Here is a 20,476-nt window from a genome sequence, read left to right as displayed (position 1 = left end):
CACTCAGCACTGATAGTTATCTCGGATTACATCATTGTAATAAGTACCGGTCGATGAGGCAGAGCAAAGGCCCTGCCAAACCCACTGAGGGACACCGCAGAAATCATATCCACGCCCACTCGTAAACACGATGTGGAGCCCCCCTGAGGGTGGGTCATATCTCGCGTGCGAGATTGCTGTCGAACTGAAAGACGCCAACAGCATTAGCGCTTCCAATCAGGTCTTCTGATTTTCTCTCGTTCGGTTTCGCGCGGATGCTTATCGGCATACTTCTCCGTCACAAAGCGACCATCAACTGAACTACGATGCGCCGTTTGGCGCGCTACTTTACGTCCCATAATGAGGGCTCCTTCTATCGAAGAAGCCTTGACCGATCCGGCAAACATCCGCAGTTTGAGGATGCTGTTTGGTAGCAGCCGGATCGCACTGGGCGGCTTCTAGTCACCCCAGCGAACGAAAGGGCCGAGTCCTTCGAATGGAGGGCTCGGCTTTTCGTTGCCCATGAGTATCGTGAATCACGATTGGGGTTCGCGCAAGAGGAATAAGCCTGTGGATATCGTAAGCGGCCTAGATTGCCATGATTTCATCTGAGATGCACGGTGCGACTCTGCGAGATTCCTAGAGAAAATCGCTTGGCAAGAGGAAAAATCTTGTCGGGGAAAAGTCGTTTACCCACAGGCTGGATGAGACTTTCCCAGAATCAACGTCCTCAAAACCCGCAGAAAATTGACTCTTGAGGCCCAATCGAGTCGCGAGTCGCGCTCAAAATTTGACAGATTGTTAGCTTGTGGGCTTGCGCTCTTCGGCTAGCGAATCAACGTTGATCAACCCCACCCTCCATCAAAAATACCTCCGGATCGTCACCCATTAGCTCACGCAGTTCCTTGTCGAGCCACGCTCTGAACGCCCGCACCTTGGCGGAGTTCTTGCGGACTTCGGGGTAGACCAGGCGGAAGCTGTGGGTGAGCCATGCCACCTGTGCGAAAGGGCGGATCAGGCGGCCGTCCCGCAACTCGTTCTGAAACATTGGCGGCATCAGAAGCGCAGCACCGTGGCCGCTGATCGCTGCCTGTGCGTCGAGTATTTGCGAGTCGAATTGCAGCGCCCCGCTGCTGCTTGGTTGAGATGCGGACTCGCTGCATGTCGCTTCGTCCCAGCGCTGCCACCACGGGTAATCGGGCGAGACGCGGCGGTTGCGGGTCAGGTCTGCTGGTGCACCGAGCGCATTGGCTTCCACAAAGGACGGGCTCGCAACTGGCGCAATCCCTCCGCGCATCAGGAAATGGCTGTGCAACCGCTCGGGCGGATGCTGAGTGTAGCGGATCGCCACATCGCAATCGCCCGCCTCAAGGTCGACAATCCGGTCACTGACATCGATCCGGACGGCGATATCCGGATGGGCAAGCTGAAAGCAGCCGAGACGCGGCGCAAGGAATTGCGTTGCCATAGTTTCCGCGCAGGCGATCGACAGCACCGCGTCATCATCGCCGCGCAACCCTTCGAACGCACCCTCCATGTCGGAGAACGCCTGCGAGATGCGCGGCGAGAGCGCTTCGCCCGCCGGGGTCAGCGCCATCCCACGCCCTTGTCGCACGAACAAAACGGTGCCGACGCGCTCCTCCAGCACCTTGATCTGATAGCTGACGCCTGCCTGTGTCAGTCCGAGCTCTTCCGCCGCGCGGGTGAAATTCCCGTGGCGCGCCGCCGCTTCAAACACACGGATCGCTGCAAGGGGAGGAAGGTTCGACATCGCAATACTATAAGTGTGGCTTATGGTTGAAGCCAGCGTTTTGTTGGTACTGTCGCGATTGATGGGACAACTAGTGGTCACCCAAACACGGAGGTGACCCATGAAAAGACTAGCACTCACACTCGCCCTTTCGCTCGCCGCAGCTGCCTCGCCTGCAGTGGCCAGCGGCCCCGACACCCGCACTGTTACCGTTTCCGCAGCCGATCTGAACCTGAGCAGCGAACGGGGGCGCACAGTGCTCGACCAGCGGCTCAGCTCGGCGATCGACAAGGTCTGCGCCGTCCATAAGAGCCCGGGCCTTCCCGCCTGGATCAGCTTCCGCAAATGCGTCGAAGCCAAGACGCAGGAAGTTCGGCCACTGCGCGACGCTTTGATCGCGCAGGCCCTGAGCACCGCGAAGGTGGCCGCGCGATAGGACGCCGCTGGCTGTCCCTGCGATCCCGTCCGACTCAGTCCCCTCGGGCGGGATCGCTTGCCAAGCACAAGTTGAACTTGATGTATGCGCGCACGCCTTCGAGACCCGCGTTATTGATGTCGATCAATGATTGATTCACCGTGGTGTGGTTGTCTTGGTGCATGACCTATCGCGCCCTGATCCTCGCCCTGTCCGCCGTGCCATTGGCCGCCTGCCAAACGACCGGCACGCAAGCGCCGCAAACGGCTGCGCCCGAACCGCCTGCCTTCGTTGAAGCCGCATGCGGCGGATGCCACGCCGTGCAGCCGCCGTTTCTTTCGCCCAATCCAGCCGCGCCAAGCTTCGATTCCATCGCTAATCGCGAGGGGTTGAGCGAAGACACGCTCGCCGCCTGGCTTACCGACGCGCACAATTATCCCGAAGTGATGGATTTCGATCTCTCCCCGGAACAGGCTGAGGAGATCGCCGACTACATGATCACTTTGCGTCGGGGTGATTTTCGCCGGGTGAAGTAGGAGGGTTGCTCCAACAACTACTCGTCCGTCCACGGATTGGGCCGAGCTGCCGTATCGCGCCAGGACGGGTCGTCAGGTCGGTGCGAACAGCCGAATTGTGACACAGCAAGACCGGTGCCGTCGGTCATTGCAAGGCGCTCCTCGACGCGACCCAAAACTTTCGTCTCTCCTTGGCTCGAGGAGATCTGAAGAGCCTGCTCCACAACTGCCCGCAGCTTTCGCAGATCGGCTTCTGCGAGCTCGTGTGGACATGGTTCGGTCTCGATCCAGTTCCCATCCTCATCGAACACCATCAAATCGTAGGATGTGTTTGGGGACCAGGGCCAGTATCCGTGGAAAGTAATCTCGTCGAAGCTGGACGAGTAAGACAGGCCATTGACCTCGCCATACTCCGTGGTCCCCCGCTCAACGCATTCGGTTTCCACCTGCACCCTCGCATCAACCCAGGCTTCCTGGGCCATCCAGTCGACGCAGCCGCCTTCAACGGGTTGTTGCCAATACCATACAATCCCGTTTTTCAGAGTGATGTCGGGTCGGGCGCCGGCGGGGATTGGATCAGGCGCGCAGCCCCCAAGCACCCCGATCGCGGCCAAGCCGAGCGCCGTATTCAACCAGTTCGATGCCATAAGCGGGGGCTATCACCGCTGCGTACCGCAAGAAAGGTGCGCGCTTTCCTACTCGGCTGGGGACGGGTAGATTTCGCCCGCTCTTTGAAATCGTTGAACCTGAACCAATGCGCATTTCGAGTTGGAAAAGTGTCAACTTCGCCCCTCGCACACAACCCTCTCTATTCCTGAGGTAATTCGCGTAAAACACTGGGTGACACCGTGTCAGGTGTGTCAACTTTGAGTTCTTTGCTTCCGCACGCCCATCCTTGCGCGCGGACGGGCTACAACCTCTCCGCCATCATCGCTTTCATGTCTGCTTCGGGGCGCGGGCCGTAATGTGAAATGACCTCGGACGCTGCAATCGCGCCGCGTTTGAGGCAACTGGTCAGCGGCTCGCCGCGTGCGAAGCCGGAGAGGAAACCGGCGGCGAACTGATCGCCTGCGCCGGTCGTATCAACCACTTTGGTCACGGGCACAGCGGCGACTTCGGCGCGCTCACCATGCGCGATGGCCACCGCGCCTTTTTCGCTGCGGGTTGCGACCAGGACCGGGACCTTGCCCGAAACCGCCGCAATCCCGGCTTCGAAATCGTCTTCGCCGGTCAGCGTCGCCAGCTCGCTTTCGTTGACGAACAAGATATCGATCACGCCGTCATCGATCATCGCGCGGAAATCGTCACCATGGCGGTCGATTACGAAGCTTTCGCTGGCGGTGAAGGCGATCTTGCGACCGGCATCGCGGGCAACTTCAATTGCGCGGCGCATCGCGCGGCGGGGCTCTTCGGGATCCCACAGATAGCCTTCGAGATAGAGGATCGCGCCGCTTGCGATCAGATCCTCGTCCAGCGCGCTGGCTGGCAGAAACTGGCCTGCGCCAAGGAAGGTGTTCATCGTCCGCTCGCCATCGGGCGTCACGAAGATAAGCACGCGTCCCGTCGCGGGTTCGCCATCACGGGCGGGGGTGTCGAAATCGATCCCGGTCGCCTTCATGTCGTGGCGAAATACTTTGCCAAGCTGATCATCGGCGACCTGGCCGATAAACGCGCATTGCAGCCCCAGCGTGGAAAGCCCCGCCAAGGTGTTCGCAGCCGATCCGCCCGAAACTTCGCGAGCCGGCGGCATCGCATTGTAGAGCTCGTCGGCGCGGGCCTCATCGATCAGGGTCATGCCGCCGCGATTAAGCTGCAATTCCTCGATTAGCTCTTCCTGGCACGATGCAATTACGTCGACCACGGCATTGCCGATGGCGATCACGTCATAACGCGGTTCGGTCACAAATATTGGTCCTGTTGTTTGGGATCAGGGAAGGTTGCGGATCGCCTAGCGGGGTAGGCGCGCTAGGCCAAGGGGCGAGATGATCTGCGGATGGCCCGGTGAACCGGTTTGACTTGCGCTGCCCGGCTGGCGCATTCGGGGTCTTGATGTCTCCGGTTATCGCTTCCCTGTTCAAGGCCGCCCGCCAGCTCGCCGATCCGGCGGTGGTGAAGGTCGCGGTGAAAAGCATCGGCATCACACTGCTGCTGTTCGTTATCGGTGGCTACGGGGTCTATCGCATCCTGCTCTGGATCGGGAACGAGTACGCGTGGTCGGCAGGCGGGACGCTGGAAGCCGTTGCGGCAATTATCCTGACGCTGCTTGCAGCGTGGTTGCTGTTTCGCGTTGTCGCACTCGCAGTGCTCCAGTTTTTCGCCGATGAGATCGTCGCGGCTGTCGAAATGCAGCATTATCCGGAGGCAGCGTGCCGCGCGAAAAAGCTGCCGTTCAAGCGCGATCTTGCCAATTCGCTGAGGGGTGCCGGGCGCGCGGTGCTGTTCAACCTGTTGGCGCTGCCGTTCGCGGTAGTCCTGATGTTTACTGCGATTGGACCAGCGATCGTATTCCTGTTGGTCAACGCTGTCCTGCTGGGCCGTGAGCTGACCGATATGGCCTGGCTGCGGCACTGCGGTGATGAGCCAGTGGGAAGCCCGGTAAGCGGCTTTGACCGGTTTGTGCTGGGCGGCGCAATCGCCGGGCTCATGCTGGTGCCGCTGGCAGGGTTGCTCGCTCCGATTATCGGCGCGGCGGCAGGAACGCATGTGACGCATGGTGCAATGAATCGCCTGGGATCAAAGGGGTCTGCCCATGCGTAAACTTGCTGCCTTGCTCTCCGCCCTTGCGATCTCGGCCTGCGCCGGTGGCTCCGGGACGGCGCCCGCCCGAACCGCTTCGACCGCTGCGCGCCCGCCGGTCTCGGCTCCGCCTTCAAACGGGGCCTTCCGCCCGCCGCAAGTGATGCGCCAGCGCGGATTGGACGGAGTGATTGGTGCGCGCGCCACAACACTCACTGCACGGTTTGGATCCGCGCGGATCGACTTGGCAGAGGGAGACGCGCGCAAGCTGCAATTTTCCAGCGATCGCTGTGTGCTCGACATCTTCCTTTACCCGCTGGAAGCAGGGTCAGAACCGGTCGCAACGCATGTCGATGCCCGCTTGCGCTCCGGCGGGGGCGAAGTCGATCGGGCGGCCTGTATCGCCGAGATAGAGCGACGGTAAATCGGCTTGGTAACCCCGTCTTAAGTGCGTTCGTGCCATAAGATGCGCGAATTGCAGAGGGTTTGACCGGCATATGACGACGCATTTTTCTGAGCTTGCGCAGCGCGCAGCGGACGATGGACAGGTTTCGCCAGAGGAAGTCCTGGCGCTTCGCCGCCAGGGCTGGGGCGATGGTGTGATCCATCAGGACGAAGCCGAGGCTTTGTTTGCGCTCAACAATTCATTGAGCGAGCGCTCAGAAGAATGGTGCGATTTCTTTGTCGAAGCGATTGGCGAATATGTGCTCAATGGCACTAAGCCGCGCCTGCAATGCAACGATTCCGAGGCGGCATGGCTTATTGCGCAGGTCGATCACGATGGCGTGGTCGACAGCATGGTCGAACTGGAAACCATCGTCCGGATCGTCGAACGTGCTGAAAACGTGCCTGTTCGCCTCAAGAATTATGTTCTGGAACAAATCGAACGCGAAGTGCTCACCGGAACCGGCCCGACCCGCTGCGGCGGCGATTTGTCGGCCACACACATCAGCTCCGCCGAATGCAGGATCCTGCGCCGGGTGATCTTTGCCAGCGGAGGCTATGGCCCCGCTGCCGTGAGCCGGTTCGATGCCGAGCTTCTGTTCCGTCTGAAAGACGCAACGCTGGAAGATGAGAACGCTCCCGAATGGGCAGACCTGTTCGTCGACGGGGTGAGCAACTTCCTGCGCGGCTTCACGCTCGACAACGCGCAATTGAGCCACGAGCGCAAGCTGGAGCTGGTGAAATTCGTCGAAACCGAAAGCAAAGGCCACGGCGCATTTCTGGGCGCGATGGCGAACAGCACAGCAGGTGTCGGCGAACGCATCGACTGGGCTATAGAGCACCTCAAAGGCACGGACGGTCCGCAGAACGACTATGCCGTTGACTTTGCCGCCGGTGATGCTGTCACCGACCAAGAACAAAGCTGGGTCGATGCGCAAATCGATGGCGATGGACAGATCGACGATCTCGAACGCCGCCTGATCGCGCGGCTGGCCGAGGAAGACTGACCGCTACGCGCCGAAATCGAGCGGTGCTTCGGCGCCGCCTTGTTTCGGTAACGGCCCGCGTGGTGGAACTGCGGGCATGCGCATTCCGCTCTCCGGCGGTTTACGTGGCGGCCTTTGGCTCAAGTTTGTCTTGAGCACCCGCAAATGCGCGATTTCGGCCTTGAGCAGGATGATTTCATCTCTATCGGTCGCGGTATCCAGTTTCACTTGGAGCGCCGCCAATTCGCGCTGGATCAGCGCTACCACACGCACAAGCTTGGCGTGTTGGCGTAAGTCGCGCTCAACCCGCGCGGTGCGCTCTACGTTGGTGCGTTGCTGCGCAAGGCGTTTCTGCTCAATGCGAAAGCGACGCTCATTCTCGAGCGTGCGTGCCGAAATTGTGCGCCTACGCTCGCCCGCGTTGCGCATCAGTTCTTCGTAGCGCTTCTTGTAGTCAGGTTTCCGCTCAGCCATAGGTGCCTTACTATCACACTACACCGCTGTTCGCCATAGGCGCAGAGCCCTGAAGTCAGACCATAAAGCTCTCGCCGCAACCGCACGCACCCTTGGCGTTGGGGTTTTCGAACACGAACCCGGCGGTGAAATCGTCTTCCTGCCAATCCATGGTCGACCCAACGAGATACAACACGCTCGCGCCGTCGATGTAGAAAATGCCGCCCGGCGTTTCGATTTTCTCGTCGAATTTGGCCTCTTCGGCGACGTAATCGACCGAATAGGCAAGGCCTGAACAGCCTCGGCGCGGGGTTGAGAGTTTGACACCGATCGCATCGTCCGGAGCCTTGCTCATCAGGTGTGCGATGCGATCCTCGGCACCCTTGGTCAGAATGACAGCGGCTGGACGTTCTCTGGTTTTGGTGCTCATCACAGCATCCCCAGTTCGAGCCGCGCTTCGTCGGTCATCTTTTCGGGGCTCCATGGCGGGTCCCAGACCAGATTCACCTCGGCATCGCGAATTCCAGGCACAGAGGACGCGCGCAGTTCGACTTCACCGGGCATTGTCTCAGCGACCGGGCAATGCGGCGTCGTCAGCGTCATTGTTACAGTCGCATCGGCTTCGTCATCGACTTCGACGCCGTAGATCAGGCCGAGATCGTAGATATTGACCGGGATCTCCGGGTCGTAGATTTCCTTAAGCGCATCAATCACGGCCTGTTGGAGCTCGCTACCGGGGCCACCCACAGGACCTTCGGCAGGCTTGGCGGCGAGGAAGCCATCGAGATAGTCGCGTTCACGCTTAGCAGGAGCAGCATCCGTCTCGCCTTCATCGGGATCGACCGCATCGGACACGCGCGCACGGGGTGGTTTTGCAATCACCTCGTCATTCGGAGCCGGAGCTGCGACAAATTCGCGTTCTTCAGTGGGCTTGTTCATGGGCCTACTCTCTTCCAAAAATTCGTCTTGTGCGGGCAATGCCTTCGAGCAGCGCATCGACATCGGCATCGGTCGAATAGACGCCGAAGCTGGCGCGCGCGGTCGCGGGAACGCCGAGATAGTCCATCAAAGGCTGTGCGCAATGGTGCCCGGCGCGGATCGCGACATTGGCTTCGTCCAGAATCGTGCCGAGATCGTGCGGGTGGATTCCGTCGATCGCAAAGCTGACAATTCCGGCGCTGTCCGCCGGGCCGAAGAGTGTCACATCGTTCATCGCACCCAATTCGCGGCGCAGGCGCGCGACCAGCGCAGCCTCGGTTTCGTGAATGCGGGCCGTGCCGATTTCGGTGACGTAGTCAGCAGCAGCGGCGAACGCGACAGCTTCGGTGATGGCCGGGGTGCCCGCCTCAAAGCGCTGCGGGGCGGGTGCATAGGTGGTCTTCTCGAAGGTAACGCGGTCGATCATCGATCCGCCGCCTTCCCATGCGGGCATGGCATCCAGAATTTCGCTCCGCGCCCACAAGGCGCCGATCCCGGTCGGCCCGTAGAGCTTGTGCGCGCTGAAGACATAGAAATCGCAATTAAACGTCGTCACATCAACTGACATGTGCGGTGCCGACTGGCAGCCATCGAGCAGCAGCTTTGCGCCCACTCTGTGTGTCAAAGCCGCAGCGCGCGGCGCATCGAGCACGCTGCCGAGCACATTCGAGACGTGGCAGAATGCGACCAGCTTGTGCCGATCCGTCAGCATGACTTCAGCAGCGTCGAGATCGATCTGGTGATCAACGGTCAGTGGGCAGACATCGATTTCAGCGCCGGTGGCCTCCGCCACCATCTGCCACGGGACGATATTCGAGTGATGCTCCAACTGCGAGAGCAGGATGCGATCGCCCGGCTTAAGGTTTGCTCGGCCCCAGCTATTCATAACGAGGTTGATCGCCTCAGTCGCGCCGCGCGTGAAGACGATCTCATCCTCGCGCCCACCCAGGAATGTCGCAATCGTTCGCCGCGCACCTTCATAGGCTAGCGTCATCTCGGCAGAACGCGAATAGACCCCGCGATGTACGGTCGCATAATCCTCACCCAAGGCACGCGCCATCGCATCGATCACCTGACGCGGCTTCTGGGCCGTCGCGGCGGTATCGAGATAATGCCACGGCGCGCCGTCCCGGGTCACGAGGCCCGGAAAGTCGGCGCGCAGATCGCGGATGGTTTGCGTGTCCAAGGCGGCGGGTGCGTTCACTCAGAATTCTCCGCTTTGGGCGGAAATCGATCTCTAATGATGCCGTCGACATAATAGAGCGCTTCAGCTTTCCGAAGCTGATGGTTGGTAATCCTGATTTCGGCGCCGCTGCGATAGATTTGCATTACCGGATTACCCGGCTCCGAAATCGAAAGTGCACTTGCCTCTACCTCGGACGCGCATTTTTCGACAATCTTGGTTGCCCAGCGCCAACGCTCAGCATCCGCCGGGTGCCAGTCGTGTTTTTGTAGCCATTCGTTTGTCTTGGCGATCAAGCAATCGTTTGCCGCATCGAGCTCCGGCGTGCGCTGCTGAACGATACCCGGCATGGATTGGAGCAACAAAAGGCTGGCGATCAGGCTCACGGACATACCGCTTTCGTCCATTTCCCGGCATCGTCACCACGGGCGCATTTGCGCCGCATGCCAGCTTCAACCGCTTCCCAGCTTCCTGCATTGGCTCGCACGCCTAAGCGCAGTTGAATGCCGCGCACCGAATCGTCGCGTATTCCATCGACTGTCACCATCACGATCCGCATCGACACATCGCTGGGATGGTCAATCTCCTCGAATTCGGCATCACGAGCCTTGATACCAAAGTCTCGCAAATAGAACTCTGCGATGTCGCGCGGATCATCATAGCTAATGGCGTATCTTTGGATGGGGCTGAACGCGCTGACCGGCGGAGCCTCGGCACTCTTCGTGTCCTCGGCGTGAAGCACCGTCGCTCCTCCCACAAGAAGTCCAGCTACCGGTAGTGTCGCAAGCAGATACTTTTTCATCATCACACTCTCCCTTCCAATGCTTCCAATGCCTTTTCGAGAAGCCGTTCGCGCGTGGCCTCATCGTCAAGCGCAACAAATGCGTCGCCGATGAAGGCCTGCACCAGCAGCTTCTGCGCAAGCTCAGGCGATAATCCGCGCGCGGCCATGTAGTAGCGCGCCGCCTCATCGAGTTCTCCGACGGTCGCGCCGTGTGCGCACTTCACGTCGTCGGCGAAAATTTCCAGCTGCGGCACCGCATTGGCGCTGGCGCCGGCCTCCAGCAGTAGACCTTTGAAGCTCTGCGCAGCGTCAGTCTTCTGCGCGTGCCGGGCCACCTTGACCTCACCCAGGAAATTGCCAGTCGCCGTGCCCCATTGCACCGCGCGGACCGTCTGATTCGACGTCGCACCGGGCTGTGCGTGGACAGTAGTCGTCACGAATTCCTGCACTTTTTCGCCGCCGCCAATGGTGACGCCGCCAAACTCAAAATGCGCGCCTTCGTCCAGAGTCACTTCCAATTCGACCCGTGCATATTTGCCGCCGGTTATGACCTTGAACGCTTCGAACCTTCCGCCTTTGCCGACATGCACCCTGAGCCGATCGACCATGCCCGGCGAATCTGCTCCGGCGTCATGCGCCGTGTATTCGAAACGGGTTTCCCCCGCAGGCACGTCCAACACGCGCCAGTGATTGATCACCGCCGGATCGGACTGCGCAATGAAGTCCATATCGGCATAGCGCCATGCTTCATCGCGCCGCGTCGGAAGAGTGGCGGCCTCAGGCATCGACGAGACTTTCGTTCACGAGAGCATCGTAGCCTTCGTCTTCGAGCCGCAGCGCCAGCTCCGGCCCGCCGGTCTGCACGATCCGGCCATCAGCCAGAACGCTGACTTTGTCGGGTTTTACGACGTCGAGCAGTCGCTGATAATGGGTGATCAGCAGCACGCCCTTGCCGGGCTGACGCATGATCGCGTTGATCCCTTCACCAACAATCCGCAGCGCATCGATATCGAGGCCGCTATCGGTCTCGTCGAGCACCGCAAAGGCGGGGTCGAGAATGCCCATCTGCACCATCTCGGCGCGCTTCTTCTCACCGCCCGAAAAGCCGACATTGACCTGCCGCTTGAGCATTTCCATGTCCATTTTCAGCAGACCGGCCTTTTCCTTGGCGAGCTTCAGGAACTCGCCGCCCGATAGCGCTTCTTCGCCGCGCGCCTTGCGCTGCGAATTCAGTGCCTCGCGCAGGAACTGAACGTTCGAGACACCGGGAATTTCTACTGGGTACTGGAAGCCAAGAAACAGGCCCGCAGCGGCACGCTCATGCGGGTCCAGATCGAGCAGATCCTGACCACGGAACTCCACAGAGCCAGCCGTCACTTCATAGCCAGGCTTACCGCCGAGGACATTCGACAAGGTGGACTTGCCCGCCCCGTTGGGGCCCATGATGGCATGAATCTCTCCGACTGCGACTTGCAATGTCAGGCCCTTGAGAATGGCGGTATCGCCAACTTGGGCTCGGAGGTTGTTGATTGTCAGCATGTTGATCTCTGTACTATTTTCCGACGAAATCGGAGGAAGAGGGCGACGGCGCAGGTGAGCTGGACCGAGACTTCACGACCGAAGGATCAGGCAGATCTATCACCAGCGGTTTGGGGCGAGCAGGCGGTCCTTCAGCCTCAGCGCGCTGAACTGCGGCAATGCGCATGGCGAACTGTTCATCGAGATCACGCCCGCGCTGGATGTGAATCTTGCCAATATCGTCAAAGAGTTCTTCAAGCTGCGCTTCGGTCAATTTGGTCTTGGCATCTGCGAAAGTATTGATCGATATCGCAATCGACTGAGCGCGAACCTGCTCGCATCGCGGCACATCGCTGCGGTGTTGTTCTTCAAAATCGGCAACGCCTGTCACGTAACGCATCCCAAAGGTCAAACAGCCACGATAGTCGGCCACATAAGGCTGAATCACACGTGGATATTCGACTGTCCATGTCTCGGGATCATCATTGCGGATTGCCACGGCAGTTGTGCCAACGCCTTGGAGGCTCATAATGAGTGCGATTGCGGTTGAGATCATCGTATCAGTCCCTTCTCTGATCTTCGCCTGAACTGGAGTCGCTATCGTTATCGCGCGCTCTGCGGCTCGCTTTTCGGTCTTCGATGCGCATGCGCATCCCGGCGGTGATACGTTCCAGCACACCGTCCATATTGTCGAGTATCTCGGAAGCCTTGATCCGCATCACCTTGATGCCGACCGCCTCCAGACTCTTGTCCCGGCGCGAGGCCAGCGCTTCGTTATCGCCATCCTCGAAGATATCGACCGCCATGCCGAGCGAGTGGCAATTGAAGTCGACTATCGCGCTGCCGACAACAGCGTGGCGCTTGAACGTGTGCCGCCCAAGATTGGCCGTCGCGAAACGCTTAGCGAGCGCCTTGTGAGCGTCGGACGAAAACCGCCGCCGCTCACGCGCCTGGTTGTGCAGCTCATCAAGACGCGAATCCGAAATCTTCCACCCGCGCCCCTTCTTGTTGAGGGTCGCTGCAACGTCATCATCACCAGAGCCGGTACGGATGCCTAGGGTTTTGCGTTCAGTCATTGGTCAAGACCAAACAATCTTGACCAAAAACTACCCTTCGACTTTGGAGCCGCTTTTTGTTCAGAATGAAGAGGGGGCGGGCCTTCTGTTTCCGAACGAGCTTTCTGTCGCTCGAGGCGCTCCGCCGCTTTTCGCTCTTCTCGCTCCACCTCAACCCGCATCCCTTCAATCTCAGATTGCAGATACCCAGGCGTGTCGGCTGAATTTTTTGCGATGTCGAAGGATAGTCCCAAATAGGCACCATCGGTGAGCTGCGAGACGGCCTGCAAGAATATAAGCGCAACTAGATTTTCCCTGAAGTCCCCTCGGGTTACAGACATAACTCCCTGCGAGTCCTTGAAGTACGGATCCAGTTCGATAAGGTCGGGGCTGTCCTTCGAAAGATAGTAAAACTCGAAGCCAGTTTCATGACCGTCAAGTTTCGCTGGCAGATAGCCGGTGTGATTGAACATCTCGATCGTGGAATCAAACTCCACCGAATGGCCTGAGTCCTGGCACTTTGCGTTGATCTCGGAAACTGTTGGCATTCCGCTGTCCTGCCAAACCACGAGATTTTCCATCGACACTAGCCCACACTCCCCTCAAGCGAGATCGCCAGCAACTTCTGCGCTTCGACCGCAAACTCCATCGGCAGCTCTTTCAGCACGTCCTTGGCGAAGCCGTTGACGATCAGCGCCACGGCCTCTTCTTCGTCCAACCCGCGCTGCTGGGCGTAAAACATCTGGTCGTCGCTGATCTTTGAGGTGGTCGCTTCGTGCTCGATCTGCGCGCTGGGGTTCTTCACTTCGATATAGGGCACAGTGTGCGCGCCGCTCTCATCGCCGAGCAGCAGGCTGTCGCACTGCGTGAAGTTGCGCACGCCATCCGCTTTCGGACCAACGCGAACCAGGCCGCGATAGGTGTTGTTCGATCTGCCCGCGCTGATCCCTTTGGAGATGATCGTCGAGCGCGATCCGCGCCCGTTGTGGATCATCTTGGTGCCGGTGTCGGCCTGTTGGAAGTTGTTGGTCACGGCGACTGAATAAAACTCGCCGACGCTGTCTTCGCCGTTCAGGACACAAGACGGATACTTCCACGTCACCGCAGAGCCGGTTTCAACCTGGGTCCAGCTGATCTTGGATCGATCGCCCTGGCACAGCCCGCGCTTGGTCACGAAGTTGTAGATGCCGCCGACGCCTTCGGAATTGCCCGGATACCAGTTCTGGACGGTCGAATACTTGATCTCGGCGTCTTCCATCGCGACCAGCTCGACCACGGCGGCATGCAGCTGATTCTCGTCGCGCATCGGCGCGGTGCAGCCTTCGAGATAGGAGACGTAGGACCCCTTCTCCGCAATGATCAGCGTGCGTTCGAACTGGCCGGTATTCTCCGCATTGATGCGGAAATAGGTGCTGAGCTCCATCGGGCAGCGCACGCCCTCTGGCACATAGACGAAGGTGCCATCGGAAAAGACCGCGCAGTTAAGCGCCGCAAAGTAGTTGTCGCGCTGCGGCACGACCTTGCCGAGCCACTTTTTGACCAGCTCGGGATATTCCTTGATCGCCTCGGAAATGGAGAGGAAGATCACGCCGGCCTTCTTCAATTCCTCACGGAAAGTGGTCGCGACGCTGACGCTGTCGAACACCGCATCCACCGCGACTTTCTTCGCGCCCTTTACGCCAGCCAGAACCTCTTGCTCACCGAGCGGGATGCCGAGTTTGTCATAGACCGCCTTGATATCGGGATCGAGATCGTCGAGCGAATCCAGCTCGACCTTCTTGGTCGGCGCGGCGTAATAATAGGCGTCCTGATAATCGATTTTCGGATAGCCGACCTTCGCCCAATCCGGCTCTTCCATCTGCTCCCACATGCGGAACGCTTTCAGCCGCCAGTCGAGCATCCATTCCGGCTCACCCTTCTTGCCGGAGATGAAGCGGACAGTGTCTTCGCTCAGACCCTTTTCCGCGAACTCGGTGTCGATATCCGCCGACCAACCGTGCTCATACTCGGCCGCCGCTGCGGCTGCATCCTTCGCATCCGCATCCATTTCCTTTGGCATCTCTGGAGTTTCGAGATCAAGATTATCGGTCATTAGGCCGCTTCTTCTTTGAGAGGATTGGTCAGTTCAGGCGCAGGAGGATTGCGCAATTGATCGAGAGAGATAGCCGCCAGAGCGCCGCGTAGCGCGCTGTTGATCACAGGCCAGTGCGGTTTCATCGTGCAATTGGCCTCGAAATCGCAATCGACGCCGTCGACGCAGGCGGTGAGCGCAATTGGCCCTTCCACCGCTTCCACAATGTCGGCAACGGTGATCGCAGCTGCCGGGCGGCCAAGCTGCAAACCGCCGCGCGCGCCTCGTTCCGAGCGTAGCAGGCCTGCAGCGGTCAATTTGGAAACCAGCCGCTGCACAGTTGGCACCGGTAAGCCCGTTTCCGCCGCCAATTCCGCTGCGCTCACACGCCCATCGCCGCAATGACGCGAGGCCTGCGACATGGTGATGACAGCATAGTCAGCGAGATTCGAAAGGCGCATGCAACTCAAACAGTAATTCGGACAGATTCGTTCCGAATTGGGAAATAAGAGCAATTTGGTCGGAATTCAACGCAAATGCGCCTGTTGCGAGTCGTTAGCGTTTCACGCGCGTGAGACCTCTATCCGACCACGCGAAACGGCTTAAGGCGCTCCAGATTCTGCATATGCGTTAATCGTTGAAACATGGGTCCACCCTCCCCGCCAAGACGCGAAGGCGTATACCCACAAAAGCGGCGGATCTCCTTAGCCATGTGGGATTGATCGAAGAATGCTTCGGCGATCTCGGCTTCTGCTTCGTCGGTGAGATCGGGCTGCGACAAGAGATTGGCGGCGCGGATTGCCCGAAACTTACGCGCAAGCGCGCTTGGAGTGAACCCGAAATAGCGCAGCACCAGGCGCTCAATCTGCCTGCGCGAATAATCCCGACCGTAGAAAAGCGCTTCGACAGGAGGATTTAGCGAAGTCCCCAGCCACGCAAGCACCGCATCAATCAAGTCTTCGTGAGATTTTGGGACAGGCTTCAGGCGAGGGCGAATCCACTCCGCAACCTCGTCACATGCCTGCTCTCCCGAAATTTCTCCTGCCAGACACCGTTCGGTCAGCTCATCCGAAAAACGATCAATATCCTCGCCCAACACCTGACTGGCGGGCAAGAAGCTATTGCCATGAGTGTTGACAGGCGCCTGTGTCAGCGAGGCCCAGCCATGCGGTGAAAGTGAGGCCCCCAGACATCGCCAAGGCCCTCTCAAATGAAATGGCGCGGCAACTTCAAAAGCGTTGAAGAGGATGGGACCGCCATCAACCTTGTCGGTACGATCACCGAATTTTGCATATCCGCGTCCCTTGATCGTAAAGAACAACTGGCCGAGCGCGCCGGGGTGACGATCCTCGATCAGATCCTCGTTCCACTGCAAGTCGAAGGTGGCCAGAATATACTTCTCCAAACCTTCCGGAGGATCAAAGTAGGTGAGCTTGAAATGCTCGGTGCTGGCATCAATCGCCGGCTTTGGTCGATCGTCTGATTCACTCATTCAATTGCTCGAAACTCCTTGAGTCGATCAAGGTTCTTCATTTGGATCATCGTGTGGAAAAGCGGGTCTTGAGGGCCTCCAAGCCGTGTTGGAGTATAGCCGCAGAAGCGCCTGATTTCACGGATCATGTGCGGCTGATCGTGGAATGCCAATGCAATCTCGCTTTCTGCTTCGTCGCTCAGATCCTGTTTCGAAAGCAGAGCGGCGGCGCGCACCGCCCGAAATTTTCGCGCCAAGGCTGCGGGCGGCAACCCAAAGTATCGTTCGACCAGCCGCTCGGCCTGGCGGCGCGAATAGGTTAGCTGTGAAAACAGCCTCTCCATTTCGGGATTGAGCGACGAACCAAGCCAGCCAATCGTGCTTTCGATCAGTTTTTCATGAGAAGAAGACACAGTCGAAAGGCGCGGCGCGATCCAGGCGGTCAGCTCATCGCAGGCGGCTTTCCCTTCGATTTCATCCGCCAGAAACCGCCGATTGAGATCGTGCGCAAAATGGGCAATCTCGGGACCAAGCAGCTCCTCGGCAGGATAGAATCGATCAAAGTGTTCACCAGCATGTCTGTTGGTCAGCGCCGCCCAACCGAGTGGTGACAATGACGCACCGATTGCGCGCCAGGGCCCCTGCATCTGCATCGGAGTTGCCGAACTGAAACCGCTGAAAGCATAGACCCCGGGACCGGCAGGATCGAAGCGATCGCCGAACGTAATGCCCCCTTCGCCGCTAGGAAACAGAACCAGCTGGCCCAATGCACCGGGATGCCGGTCTTCGAGCAGTATGTTTTCGGTCTCGAAGCAAAAAGTCGTCAGGATATGCCTGCCGAGCTCCGGCGGCGGATCATAATAGTCCAATGAAAAATGGGTCGGCATAGCTGCCTGGAGCGACCCTCAGCTACACCGACCCACAGGTATCGAAACCAGGTCTGATTGACCCATTTTGGATACTGCGGGGACAGTGATTAAGGGGCGAATTGGTGGGCGCATTGTACCTCAGCGACATTTCAATACATCGAAGATACCTGTGGTACCATTCAATCGATCAGACGCCCTTCGTGCTCGCAATCCAGCCATCGACATTCTCTTCCAGAATCGAAAGCGGCACCGGTCCGCTGACAAGCACGGTATCGTGGAACCCGCGAATGTCGAACTTGTCTCCAAGCTCCGTTCGGGCTTTTTCGCGCAGTTCCATAATCTTGAGTTTGCCGATCATGTAGGCTGTCGCCTGGCCCGGAGTGGTGATGTAGCGCTCGATCGCCTTGACCACGTCGCCCTGCGGATTGGGGGTGCTCTCGGAAAGGTAGGCAATCGCTTCCTCGCGGCTCCATTTCTTCGAGTGGATGCCGGTGTCGACGACTAGCCGGCAGGCCCGCCACAGCTCCATTCCGAGCCGTCCGAAATCGGAATGCGGGTCTTCATAGAAGCCCATGTCCTTGCCCAATTCCTCGGTGTAGAGGCCCCACCCTTCGGTATAGGCCGTCCAGCCACCGAACCGGCGGAATGGCGGCAGATCGCCGAGTTCGGTTTGCAGCGCGCGCTGTAAGTGGTGGCCTGGAAACCCCTCGTGATAGGCGAGCGCCTCCAGCTCGTTTTTCGACATGTCCCGGAGGTTATAGAGGTTCACATAATAGGTGCCCGGGCGAGAACCGTCTGGCGCGGGGCTTTGGTAGAATGCCTTGCCGGCGCTCTTTTCACGGAACGCCTCAACCGGCTTGATGATCATTTTTGCCTTGGGGAGCCTGCCGAAATAGTCGGGCAGTTTGACTTCCATCGCATCCAGCTTGGCCTGTGCGTCGCGCAGATAGTCCTCGCGCGTCTCGTAAAAGAACCGGTCGTCTGTGCGGGTGAATTCGAAGAAGTCCTGCAGACTGCCTTTGAACCCGACCTTGGTCATGATGGCGCGCATTTCACCGTGGATACGTTCAACCTCGCCCAGGCCGATATTGTGGATCTCGTCAGCGGTCAGATCGGTCGTCGTGTAGCTCTTGAGAAGAGCAGCGTAGTATTCATCACCGTTCTGCAAGCGCCAGATGCCATCGTCGGTCGGAGCGATCGCTTGCTGCCGTTTCATTTCGGCAAGCAGGCGCTCGTAAGCTGGGAGTGCGGACGTATTCCACGCCTCGCGAGCCATATCCATCATCGCAATAGCCATGCTGGCTTCCGCCTGCGAACCTTCTGGCAGATCGGGAATGAACGGTGATAGTTTCTGGTTGAAGTCCTGAAGTACGGCGTTGTCATCACCGGCTGCGATCAGTGCTTCCAGATCCGAAATCACATATGGATAGACCCAGTCGGGAGGCATGACGCCTGCACTGGCTCGTTCGCGGCTTTCGGCAATTAGGGCGTCAAGCTGCGGCCCGATACCTTCGATCCGAGAGATGTACGCATCTACATCTTCCGTCGTGCTAATCCGATGAATGTTGATCAGGAACGCTGGTATCGAGGTATGCGCACCTCGGCGGTGATCGAACAAAAAGCCATTCTTGCGAAACGGATAGAGTGACGCGCTGCGTTCGGCGGTCAGCTCGAACAGGCGGTAAGAAAGCGCATCCTGTTCGGACAAGCCGCCTAGGTCATAGCTCGCGCGCATCTTCGCTGCGTTATCCTGGAGCAGCCGATGCTCGCGTTCGTCAGCGGCGTCGGAAACCTCGTCCCACTTGCCGTAATCCTCGTCGCGAATGCCGCGATAGGCCTTACTTGTCGGAGACAGTTCCAGCCGTGCCACATCGTATTCTTCGAACAGGATGTTGATGCCCGATTGGGCCGCTTCAGCTGCACTCTCGGGAGCAGTCTCGGCCAGAGTCGGCGCGACCGCTGGAGCGGCAAGAGCAAAGGCGGAAGCGGAAAGCAGAACGAAACGGCGCATGAAGATCCCTCGGTTGATGCTGCCAAAAACGAATAACGTAGCAGCACGTAATAAGTGCCGCGCAGCGCACAAACTATCCCAGCTCGCGGAAATTCTTTGGGTCGATCATTTCGCTGAGAAACGGGTTGTCATCGTCCGACAGGCGTGCCGGCGTCCGTCCGGCAAACCGGTTGATCTCGCGAATCATGTGCGGCTGATCAAAGAACGCATTGCCCAATTCGGCTTCGAACTCGGGAGTGAGCTGAGGGAATGACAGAAGGGCAGCGGCTCTCAACGCCCGGTACTTGCGCGCCAACGCTTGCGGCGGGAGCCCGAAGTACCGTTCGGTCAGGCGCTGAACCTGACGATCCGAATAGGCCGCTTTCCCCATCAATTCGCTCAGTTCCGGATTCAGCGACGACCCAAGCCAATTGTTCACCACGCGAATCAGCTCCGCATGGCGCGAATTGATGGGCTTGACCTTGCCTCCAATATATTCGCCCAGAGCTAGTGCGCAGTCACGGCCGCTTTTCGTACCCGAGCGATAATCTCGGATGAGGTCCTGACCGATTGGACCAATATCCTCACCGAGGATCTCACTGGCCTCGCGCAAGCGATCTCGATAGTCACCAGCGTGAAGACCTGTCAGCGACGCCCATCCAAGCGGCGTCAACGCTGCGCCAATCACATGGAATGGCCCGTTGACGATAATCGGCGTCGCTGTCGAAAGCGGCGTCAGGATTGCGATTTCAGGATTGGGATCGCGGTGTCCTTCGCGAAAGTGCATCTCGCCTTTGCCGCGCGGAAACAGGCTGAGATGACCGACCGACGCGGGCTGAATATCGCGGATAACCGGTTCTTCGCAGCGGAAGTGATAGAGCGTCGTGACATAGTCGCTGATCGCTGCAGGAGGAGCGATGTAATCGACAGTGATGAGCGATGACGCGGTAAGCTCGTAATCGGCCTTACCGAAATCCAGCGAGTCCTGGTCTGTGTATGGATCTTCAGAATCGTACATGCGAGCGCCCCGACACGCGTCATGTAACTGGTTTTACTGAGAATGGCACAAAAAAAGGGCGGCCCAGTGTGTGGGCCGCCCATTTGAGTTGAGGAACTCTTCGCATTGCTGCTCCGAGCCCTTCGGGTCGCAGGGAGATGTCTAGCCACACTTCCGCGGGAAGAATTGTATGCAAACGACAAGGTTTAACCCTAAGTGATTTTTCTAGCGATTTTACCGACTCTTAGAATCGGGGCGCAGGGCTAAGGAGCCTTCTGCGTC

The 20,476-nt window shown here is 58.8% G+C and carries 26 protein-coding genes; 5 read left to right on the top strand and 21 right to left on the bottom strand.

What is annotated here, in order from left to right; genetic code table 11:
• Window positions 1–3: 3 nt before the first annotated feature.
• Both Q0837_RS17585 and Q0837_RS15460 read right to left on the bottom strand, forming a co-directional pair.
• The gene (locus tag Q0837_RS17585; protein ID WP_366519673.1) at window positions 4–204 is read right to left on the bottom strand and encodes a KTSC domain-containing protein; all 201 of its coding nucleotides are present in this window, start codon (window positions 202–204) and stop codon (window positions 4–6) included.
• Window positions 205–814: 610 nt separating this feature from the next.
• On the bottom strand, window positions 815–1,750 hold the full coding sequence (locus Q0837_RS15460; RefSeq protein ID WP_298470881.1) for a LysR substrate-binding domain-containing protein: 936 nt from the start codon (window positions 1,748–1,750) through the stop codon (window positions 815–817).
• A 100-nt stretch (window positions 1,751–1,850) separates the two neighbouring features.
• Between Q0837_RS15460 and Q0837_RS15455 the strand changes: the two genes are divergently transcribed.
• Together Q0837_RS15455 and Q0837_RS15450 are read left to right on the top strand one after the other, a co-directional pair.
• Window positions 1,851–2,165, top strand: a complete 315-nt coding sequence (locus Q0837_RS15455) for a UrcA family protein (RefSeq protein WP_298470880.1) — start codon at window positions 1,851–1,853, stop codon at window positions 2,163–2,165.
• Between the two features lie 161 nt (window positions 2,166–2,326).
• Window positions 2,327–2,680, top strand: coding sequence for a hypothetical protein (locus Q0837_RS15450; protein WP_298470879.1), 354 nt, complete (start codon window positions 2,327–2,329; stop codon window positions 2,678–2,680).
• A gap of 17 nt (window positions 2,681–2,697) precedes the next feature.
• On the opposite strand, the gene Q0837_RS15445 is transcribed toward Q0837_RS15450, so the two are convergent.
• Both Q0837_RS15445 and Q0837_RS15440 read right to left on the bottom strand, forming a co-directional pair.
• Complete coding sequence (locus Q0837_RS15445) at window positions 2,698–3,141, bottom strand: hypothetical protein (RefSeq protein ID WP_298470877.1); 444 nt, start codon at window positions 3,139–3,141, stop codon at window positions 2,698–2,700.
• A gap of 428 nt (window positions 3,142–3,569) precedes the next feature.
• Entirely contained in the window at window positions 3,570–4,562 is a 993-nt protein-coding gene (locus Q0837_RS15440) for an adenosine kinase (RefSeq protein ID WP_298470876.1), read from the bottom strand.
• A 146-nt stretch (window positions 4,563–4,708) separates the two neighbouring features.
• Between Q0837_RS15440 and Q0837_RS15435 the strand changes: the two genes are divergently transcribed.
• From Q0837_RS15435 to Q0837_RS15425, 3 genes are all read left to right on the top strand, one after another.
• On the top strand, window positions 4,709–5,416 hold the full coding sequence (locus tag Q0837_RS15435) for an EI24 domain-containing protein (RefSeq protein WP_298470874.1): 708 nt from the start codon (window positions 4,709–4,711) through the stop codon (window positions 5,414–5,416).
• On the top strand, window positions 5,409–5,819 hold the full coding sequence (locus Q0837_RS15430) for a hypothetical protein (protein ID WP_298470872.1): 411 nt from the start codon (window positions 5,409–5,411) through the stop codon (window positions 5,817–5,819). Before Q0837_RS15435 ends, Q0837_RS15430 begins: the two co-directional genes overlap by 8 nt.
• A 73-nt stretch (window positions 5,820–5,892) precedes the next feature.
• Window positions 5,893–6,846: a hypothetical protein gene (locus Q0837_RS15425; RefSeq protein ID WP_298470870.1), complete on the top strand. Its 954-nt coding sequence runs from the start codon at window positions 5,893–5,895 to the stop codon at window positions 6,844–6,846.
• Window positions 6,847–6,849: 3 nt separating this feature from the next.
• Here the strand turns inward: Q0837_RS15425 and Q0837_RS15420 are convergent, their stop codons facing one another.
• The 17 genes from Q0837_RS15420 to Q0837_RS15340 all read right to left on the bottom strand — a co-directional run bounded on the left by Q0837_RS15420 (window position 6,850) and on the right by Q0837_RS15340 (window position 20,215).
• Window positions 6,850–7,299, bottom strand: a complete 450-nt coding sequence (locus Q0837_RS15420) for a hypothetical protein (RefSeq protein WP_298470868.1) — start codon at window positions 7,297–7,299, stop codon at window positions 6,850–6,852.
• A gap of 55 nt (window positions 7,300–7,354) precedes the next feature.
• Entirely contained in the window at window positions 7,355–7,708 is a 354-nt protein-coding gene (locus tag Q0837_RS15415) for an iron-sulfur cluster assembly accessory protein (RefSeq protein WP_298470866.1), read from the bottom strand.
• Window positions 7,708–8,217, bottom strand: coding sequence for an SUF system Fe-S cluster assembly protein (locus Q0837_RS15410; RefSeq protein ID WP_298470864.1), 510 nt, complete (start codon window positions 8,215–8,217; stop codon window positions 7,708–7,710). Before Q0837_RS15410 ends, Q0837_RS15415 begins: the two co-directional genes overlap by 1 nt.
• Before the next feature lie 4 nt (window positions 8,218–8,221).
• Window positions 8,222–9,460, bottom strand: a complete 1,239-nt coding sequence (locus Q0837_RS15405; RefSeq protein WP_298470862.1) for a SufS family cysteine desulfurase — start codon at window positions 9,458–9,460, stop codon at window positions 8,222–8,224.
• Window positions 9,457–9,825, bottom strand: a complete 369-nt coding sequence (locus Q0837_RS15400) for a hypothetical protein (RefSeq protein WP_298470861.1) — start codon at window positions 9,823–9,825, stop codon at window positions 9,457–9,459. The genes Q0837_RS15405 and Q0837_RS15400 overlap by 4 nt, the downstream gene beginning before the upstream one ends.
• Window positions 9,822–10,244 carry a hypothetical protein gene (locus tag Q0837_RS15395; protein WP_298470860.1) on the bottom strand — a complete coding sequence of 141 codons (423 nt, stop codon included), beginning with the start codon at window positions 10,242–10,244 and terminating at the stop codon, window positions 9,822–9,824. The genes Q0837_RS15400 and Q0837_RS15395 overlap by 4 nt, the downstream gene beginning before the upstream one ends.
• The gene (locus tag Q0837_RS15390) at window positions 10,244–11,008 is read right to left on the bottom strand and encodes a SufD family Fe-S cluster assembly protein (RefSeq protein ID WP_298470858.1); all 765 of its coding nucleotides are present in this window, start codon (window positions 11,006–11,008) and stop codon (window positions 10,244–10,246) included. Before Q0837_RS15390 ends, Q0837_RS15395 begins: the two co-directional genes overlap by 1 nt.
• The gene (gene sufC, locus Q0837_RS15385) at window positions 11,001–11,762 is read right to left on the bottom strand and encodes a Fe-S cluster assembly ATPase SufC (protein WP_298470856.1); all 762 of its coding nucleotides are present in this window, start codon (window positions 11,760–11,762) and stop codon (window positions 11,001–11,003) included. The genes Q0837_RS15390 and sufC overlap by 8 nt, the downstream gene beginning before the upstream one ends.
• Before the next feature lie 13 nt (window positions 11,763–11,775).
• Window positions 11,776–12,297 carry a hypothetical protein gene (locus tag Q0837_RS15380; RefSeq protein ID WP_298470854.1) on the bottom strand — a complete coding sequence of 174 codons (522 nt, stop codon included), beginning with the start codon at window positions 12,295–12,297 and terminating at the stop codon, window positions 11,776–11,778.
• 4 nt (window positions 12,298–12,301) lie between these two features.
• The gene (locus Q0837_RS15375; protein WP_298470851.1) at window positions 12,302–12,817 is read right to left on the bottom strand and encodes an endonuclease domain-containing protein; all 516 of its coding nucleotides are present in this window, start codon (window positions 12,815–12,817) and stop codon (window positions 12,302–12,304) included.
• Window positions 12,814–13,377, bottom strand: coding sequence for a hypothetical protein (locus Q0837_RS15370; protein ID WP_298470850.1), 564 nt, complete (start codon window positions 13,375–13,377; stop codon window positions 12,814–12,816). The genes Q0837_RS15375 and Q0837_RS15370 overlap by 4 nt, the downstream gene beginning before the upstream one ends.
• 5 nt (window positions 13,378–13,382) lie before the next feature.
• Window positions 13,383–14,888, bottom strand: coding sequence for a Fe-S cluster assembly protein SufB (sufB, locus tag Q0837_RS15365; RefSeq protein WP_298470848.1), 1,506 nt, complete (start codon window positions 14,886–14,888; stop codon window positions 13,383–13,385).
• Window positions 14,888–15,328 (bottom strand): SUF system Fe-S cluster assembly regulator, encoded by a 441-nt coding sequence (locus Q0837_RS15360; protein WP_298470846.1) that lies wholly within the window; start codon window positions 15,326–15,328, stop codon window positions 14,888–14,890. The genes sufB and Q0837_RS15360 overlap by 1 nt, the downstream gene beginning before the upstream one ends.
• Before the next feature lie 119 nt (window positions 15,329–15,447).
• A complete protein-coding gene (locus tag Q0837_RS15355; RefSeq protein WP_298470844.1) occupies window positions 15,448–16,359 on the bottom strand; it encodes a helix-turn-helix domain-containing protein in 912 nt (303 codons plus the stop codon).
• Window positions 16,356–17,225: a helix-turn-helix domain-containing protein gene (locus Q0837_RS15350; protein ID WP_298470842.1), complete on the bottom strand. Its 870-nt coding sequence runs from the start codon at window positions 17,223–17,225 to the stop codon at window positions 16,356–16,358. The genes Q0837_RS15355 and Q0837_RS15350 overlap by 4 nt, the downstream gene beginning before the upstream one ends.
• Before the next feature lie 169 nt (window positions 17,226–17,394).
• Window positions 17,395–19,218, bottom strand: a complete 1,824-nt coding sequence (locus Q0837_RS15345) for a DUF885 family protein (protein WP_298470840.1) — start codon at window positions 19,216–19,218, stop codon at window positions 17,395–17,397.
• A gap of 73 nt (window positions 19,219–19,291) precedes the next feature.
• A complete protein-coding gene (locus Q0837_RS15340; protein WP_298470838.1) occupies window positions 19,292–20,215 on the bottom strand; it encodes a helix-turn-helix domain-containing protein in 924 nt (307 codons plus the stop codon).
• Window positions 20,216–20,476 lie beyond the last annotated feature (261 nt).

Source organism: uncultured Erythrobacter sp. (assembly GCF_947499705.1).
Taxonomy (GTDB): domain Bacteria; phylum Pseudomonadota; class Alphaproteobacteria; order Sphingomonadales; family Sphingomonadaceae; genus Erythrobacter.
This window is presented reverse-complemented; position numbering and strand designations above follow the sequence as displayed.

Coding starts and splice junctions, on each gene's coding strand:
- Q0837_RS17585 (WP_366519673.1), bottom strand. CDS start 204: ATGCTGTTGGCGTCTTTCAGTTCGACAGCAATCTCGCACGCGAGATAT.
- Q0837_RS15460 (WP_298470881.1), bottom strand. CDS start 1,750: ATGTCGAACCTTCCTCCCCTTGCAGCGATCCGTGTGTTTGAAGCGGCG.
- Q0837_RS15455 (WP_298470880.1), top strand. CDS start 1,851: ATGAAAAGACTAGCACTCACACTCGCCCTTTCGCTCGCCGCAGCTGCC.
- Q0837_RS15450 (WP_298470879.1), top strand. CDS start 2,327: ATGACCTATCGCGCCCTGATCCTCGCCCTGTCCGCCGTGCCATTGGCC.
- Q0837_RS15445 (WP_298470877.1), bottom strand. CDS start 3,141: ATGGCCCAGGAAGCCTGGGTTGATGCGAGGGTGCAGGTGGAAACCGAA.
- Q0837_RS15435 (WP_298470874.1), top strand. CDS start 4,709: ATGTCTCCGGTTATCGCTTCCCTGTTCAAGGCCGCCCGCCAGCTCGCC.
- Q0837_RS15430 (WP_298470872.1), top strand. CDS start 5,409: ATGCGTAAACTTGCTGCCTTGCTCTCCGCCCTTGCGATCTCGGCCTGC.
- Q0837_RS15425 (WP_298470870.1), top strand. CDS start 5,893: ATGACGACGCATTTTTCTGAGCTTGCGCAGCGCGCAGCGGACGATGGA.
- Q0837_RS15420 (WP_298470868.1), bottom strand. CDS start 7,299: ATGGCTGAGCGGAAACCTGACTACAAGAAGCGCTACGAAGAACTGATG.
- Q0837_RS15415 (WP_298470866.1), bottom strand. CDS start 7,708: ATGAGCACCAAAACCAGAGAACGTCCAGCCGCTGTCATTCTGACCAAG.
- Q0837_RS15410 (WP_298470864.1), bottom strand. CDS start 8,217: ATGAACAAGCCCACTGAAGAACGCGAATTTGTCGCAGCTCCGGCTCCG.
- Q0837_RS15395 (WP_298470860.1), bottom strand. CDS start 10,244: ATGATGAAAAAGTATCTGCTTGCGACACTACCGGTAGCTGGACTTCTT.
- Q0837_RS15390 (WP_298470858.1), bottom strand. CDS start 11,008: ATGCCTGAGGCCGCCACTCTTCCGACGCGGCGCGATGAAGCATGGCGC.
- sufC (WP_298470856.1), bottom strand. CDS start 11,762: ATGCTGACAATCAACAACCTCCGAGCCCAAGTTGGCGATACCGCCATT.
- Q0837_RS15380 (WP_298470854.1), bottom strand. CDS start 12,297: ATGATCTCAACCGCAATCGCACTCATTATGAGCCTCCAAGGCGTTGGC.
- Q0837_RS15375 (WP_298470851.1), bottom strand. CDS start 12,817: ATGACTGAACGCAAAACCCTAGGCATCCGTACCGGCTCTGGTGATGAT.
- Q0837_RS15370 (WP_298470850.1), bottom strand. CDS start 13,377: ATGGAAAATCTCGTGGTTTGGCAGGACAGCGGAATGCCAACAGTTTCC.
- sufB (WP_298470848.1), bottom strand. CDS start 14,888: ATGACCGATAATCTTGATCTCGAAACTCCAGAGATGCCAAAGGAAATG.
- Q0837_RS15360 (WP_298470846.1), bottom strand. CDS start 15,328: ATGCGCCTTTCGAATCTCGCTGACTATGCTGTCATCACCATGTCGCAG.
- Q0837_RS15355 (WP_298470844.1), bottom strand. CDS start 16,359: ATGAGTGAATCAGACGATCGACCAAAGCCGGCGATTGATGCCAGCACC.
- Q0837_RS15350 (WP_298470842.1), bottom strand. CDS start 17,225: ATGCCGACCCATTTTTCATTGGACTATTATGATCCGCCGCCGGAGCTC.
- Q0837_RS15345 (WP_298470840.1), bottom strand. CDS start 19,218: ATGCGCCGTTTCGTTCTGCTTTCCGCTTCCGCCTTTGCTCTTGCCGCT.
- Q0837_RS15340 (WP_298470838.1), bottom strand. CDS start 20,215: ATGTACGATTCTGAAGATCCATACACAGACCAGGACTCGCTGGATTTC.